Origin of the sequence: Thioalkalivibrio sp. ALR17-21, from assembly GCF_000420185.1 — a bacterium.
GTDB lineage: Bacteria > Pseudomonadota > Gammaproteobacteria > Ectothiorhodospirales > Ectothiorhodospiraceae > Thioalkalivibrio > Thioalkalivibrio halophilus.
The window spans coordinates 1-2,089 of record NZ_ATUL01000057.1; the positions used below are offsets into that span (position 1 = coordinate 1).

The 2,089-nt window shown below is 71.3% G+C and carries 1 pseudogene; it reads left to right on the forward strand.

From position 1 onward, the window contains the following. Positions 1–2,089, forward strand: a pseudogene (locus G020_RS15575) (hypothetical protein); the annotation flags it as partial.

The following is a 2,089-nucleotide window of genomic DNA, read 5'->3' on the forward strand; positions in this document are numbered from 1 at the left end:
GGCCCATCCGGTCAGTTTCCTGGCCGAGGACGACCGCCGGCAGTTCACCGACACCCTGCAACGGCTCGCCGCATTGCAAGGCGAAGACCCCGACAACCTGCTGCGACGGGTCGTGGACGACGAGCCCTTTCAGGCGTCCAACAGCGCGAGCACCTCGCAAAACTGGCCGGGTGATGGCGCCATGCCCGCCGCCGTGCGGACGCACGCGCAGGCGCAGGAGAAAACCCGCGAGAGCAACGACCACCTCGAACAACTGCAGGCGCTTTACCACCGCGGCCTGAAAAAGGCCGAAGAGTCGGGCTACGTGGTCGACAGTGGCCTGATTCACGGCGACAGCGAGGCCCGCATCCGCGAGGCCCTGCAGCGCTATCACGAGCACCGGGACCTCGCGTTCCACTCGGTCCGCTCGCACCTGGAACGGGATCAGGGCCTGCCGCCGACCCGGCCTCTGCACCGGATCCTCGATCAGTACCGCCGGCATGTTGAGCTCTGCGACCGGGATCCGGTACCGGAGGCCGCCTCGCAATGCGAGATCGCCCGGGTGATCGAGTTCGCCATTGTGCAGCTGGAGCAGGACTACCGGGACTACATCGACAGCATCGTCGCGCTCGCCGGTCTGGGCGTCGCCACCCCCGAGTTCGCCCTGGCCGAGGATCCCGACGCCGGTTTTGCCGACGGGGTTGACCACCTGGCCCGCTACTTCGAGTACCTGCAGGCGTTCGAAGAACTGAAGGAAGACGTGGATACCCGCCTGCGCGAGTGGGAGCAGGGTACGGCCCGCGGCGCACCGCTGCCCGTGTTCCTGTTCACCGACGAACAGGCCCGCCTCGACCGGCTGCGCGAGGACATGGACCGCCTTCACCGCCTCGCCCTGCGGCGTCTCAAGCGCATGTACCCCGGGCGCGTTCTCCACTGGGACCTGGGGCCCGACGACATCCGCGAGGCCGAGCCCTACCGCCCGCGCCCGATCCACCGGCTGGTCCGCGCCGACTTCCCCCTGCGCGAGTTCAGCAGCCCCGGGCGGCCGCGCACCCTCGACCACCTGAGCCTGCATCAGCTGGGCGAGACCTGCGAGCACGCCGCCCGCCAGCGCGACGCCGCCAACGAAGACGACAGCCGCGCCGTCGCCGAACCCCGGTCCATGCCCGACACCGCGCTCGCCGGGTGGCTGCGCCGGCGTGGCTGCCGACGCATCGACTGGAACCCCGACTGGCACGACGACGCCCTCGGGCTGTTCCGGCCCGAGCGTTTCTTCGAGGACCTGGACCGCCAGGGCCTGGCGATCGAGCGCCTCGCCGACGACCGCGCCCGCGAGCAATGGGGCCAGCGCCTGCGCCGGATCCTGTTCGCCGACCCGCTCAACCACCCCATGCGCCTGTTCGACGCCAGCGGCCCGGCCCAGTTGCTGCGCCTGCTGGCCGGCGAGCACGCCGAGCCCGACCGGCGCGAGGACACCGCCTTCGGCGACGGCACCCTCTGGTTGCGACTGCCCGAACCCATGGCCCGCGCGGATGCGGATACCGACGAGGGCGGCGCCCGTATCAGCGTCCATGGCCAGCACACCGAGTCCGCCAGCACCGCCGACAACGCCAGCCGCCAGACAGTCGACGTGACCCCCAGCCTCGCGCTGGACGGTCACGTCATCGTCCCTGCCGTGGCCCCCGGGGCCGATGGCGCCGCGACTCCCCTGCGGCTTCAGGGGCATCACGGCTTCGATTTCGGGCGCGGAGAACTCGCGCTGGAGGCCATCCACCTGCCCGATCCTGCCCGGGCCGAGCCGGTGGTCGTTCCCTTCGGGCTCGCGGCGGAGCATCCCGACGCCTACTCCATCGGTCGCTACTGCCTCCGTATCGAGCCCGTCCTGCACGGCCATGCCGCTGTCTCCGTCACCCTTGGCCGGGGCGTTGGCCTGGACACCGCGGGTGGACGCCTGACCCTCAACGGGTTCGCGCCCGTCGAGCGCAACGGCGTCGACGCTCGCCTCGATGCCTTCGCCGGCACCGGCCTCGCCGCCCACAACCACTGCCGCCTGCTGTGGCAGCCACCCGAAGGCCTGCTCGCGCGCCTGCCCCGCTACCAGGCGCTGGCC